The organism is Sinorhizobium terangae (assembly GCF_009601505.1).
GTDB classification, from domain to species: Bacteria; Pseudomonadota; Alphaproteobacteria; order Rhizobiales; family Rhizobiaceae; genus Sinorhizobium; species Sinorhizobium terangae.
Genome location: NZ_WITC01000083.1, coordinates 1 through 1,268 on the forward strand (window position 1 = coordinate 1; position 1,268 = coordinate 1,268).

General features: G+C 59.1%; 1 protein-coding gene. It reads left to right on the forward strand.

Going from position 1 to position 1,268, the window contains the following annotated elements; all coding sequences use genetic code 11:
- Positions 1-1,268 (forward strand): AMP-binding protein (locus GHK62_RS19660; protein ID WP_153440799.1); only part of this gene is annotated, 1,268 nt, incomplete at both ends.

Below are 1,268 nucleotides of genomic sequence, written 5' to 3' on the forward strand. Positions count from 1 at the left end.
CGGCCGGCTCGACAACCGATGAGGGGCTGTCGGGCATCGAGTGGCTGGGGAGCGAGGAACGCACCAATTATCCGCTGACCCTGTCGGTGGAGGATTTTGGCGAGGCGCTCGGGCTGACGGCGCAGGTGGTCGAGCCATGCGCTGCGGATCGGGTCTGCGGCTACATGCAGCGGGCGCTCGAGCAATTGGTGGAAGCATTGGAGCATGCTCCCGACACGCCGGTGCGGCAGCTCGACATGCTGCCGGCCGACGAGCGCACCTATCTGCTGGAGGAGCTGAACCGGACGGAAGCGGACTATCCGTCGTATCTATGCGTGCACGAGCTGTTCGAGCAGCAGGTGCGCCGGGCGCCCGACGCGGTGGCGGTGATCCACGAGGACGAGCGTCTGAGCTATGGCGAGCTCAATGCGCGCGCCAATCGGCTGGCCCATCATCTGATCGGGCTCGGCGTGAAGCCCGGTGATAGCGTTGCGACAATGCTGGACCGCTCCGTCTCTCTTGTGGTGGCGCAGCTGGCGATCTTGAAGGCGGGGGGAGTGTATGTGCCGATCGATCGCGCTCTTCCATCTGCGCGACAAGAATGGCTGATTGCCGATTGTGCTGCACGCTTGGTGCTTAGCGAGAGTGACGATCGGGATCTGGTCAAGGCGACGATCCCTGTTTTGCCCATTGAGCCGCTGATAGCTGGAACCAAGTCCAGTGTCGATCTTGGCCTGGCATTGAGCGCCGACGCTGCCGCTTACGTGATGTACACGTCTGGCTCGACGGGCCTTCCCAAGGGAGTTGTGGTGCCTCATCGTGCTGTCAACCGGCTCGTGATCAGCAATGGATATGCGAAGATCGATGCCGGAGATCGTGTGGCATGGGCGAGTAATCCTGCCTTTGATGCCAGCACATTTGAAGTGTGGGCACCGCTGCTTAACGGTGGCTGCATTATTGCAATGGATGGCATAAATCCTGCGGATTTTGCCAAGGCACTTAAACAGCAGCGGGTGACAATACTTTTTCTAACGACAGCATTATTTAACCAATATACATCATTGATCGCGCCGACGTTAGCACGGCTTAAGTACCTCCTCTGCGGAGGCGAGCGCAATGATCTTCCCTCATTTCTAAAATTGCTGAGAGAAGAAGGTCCTGTACGTCTCATTCACTGCTACGGTCCGACGGAGACGACGACCTTCGCGACAGTCTGCGAGATCGCGAAATCTGTCGAGGACATGACCTCCATCCCGATCGGCCGTCCGATTGCGAACACGCGGGTGTAT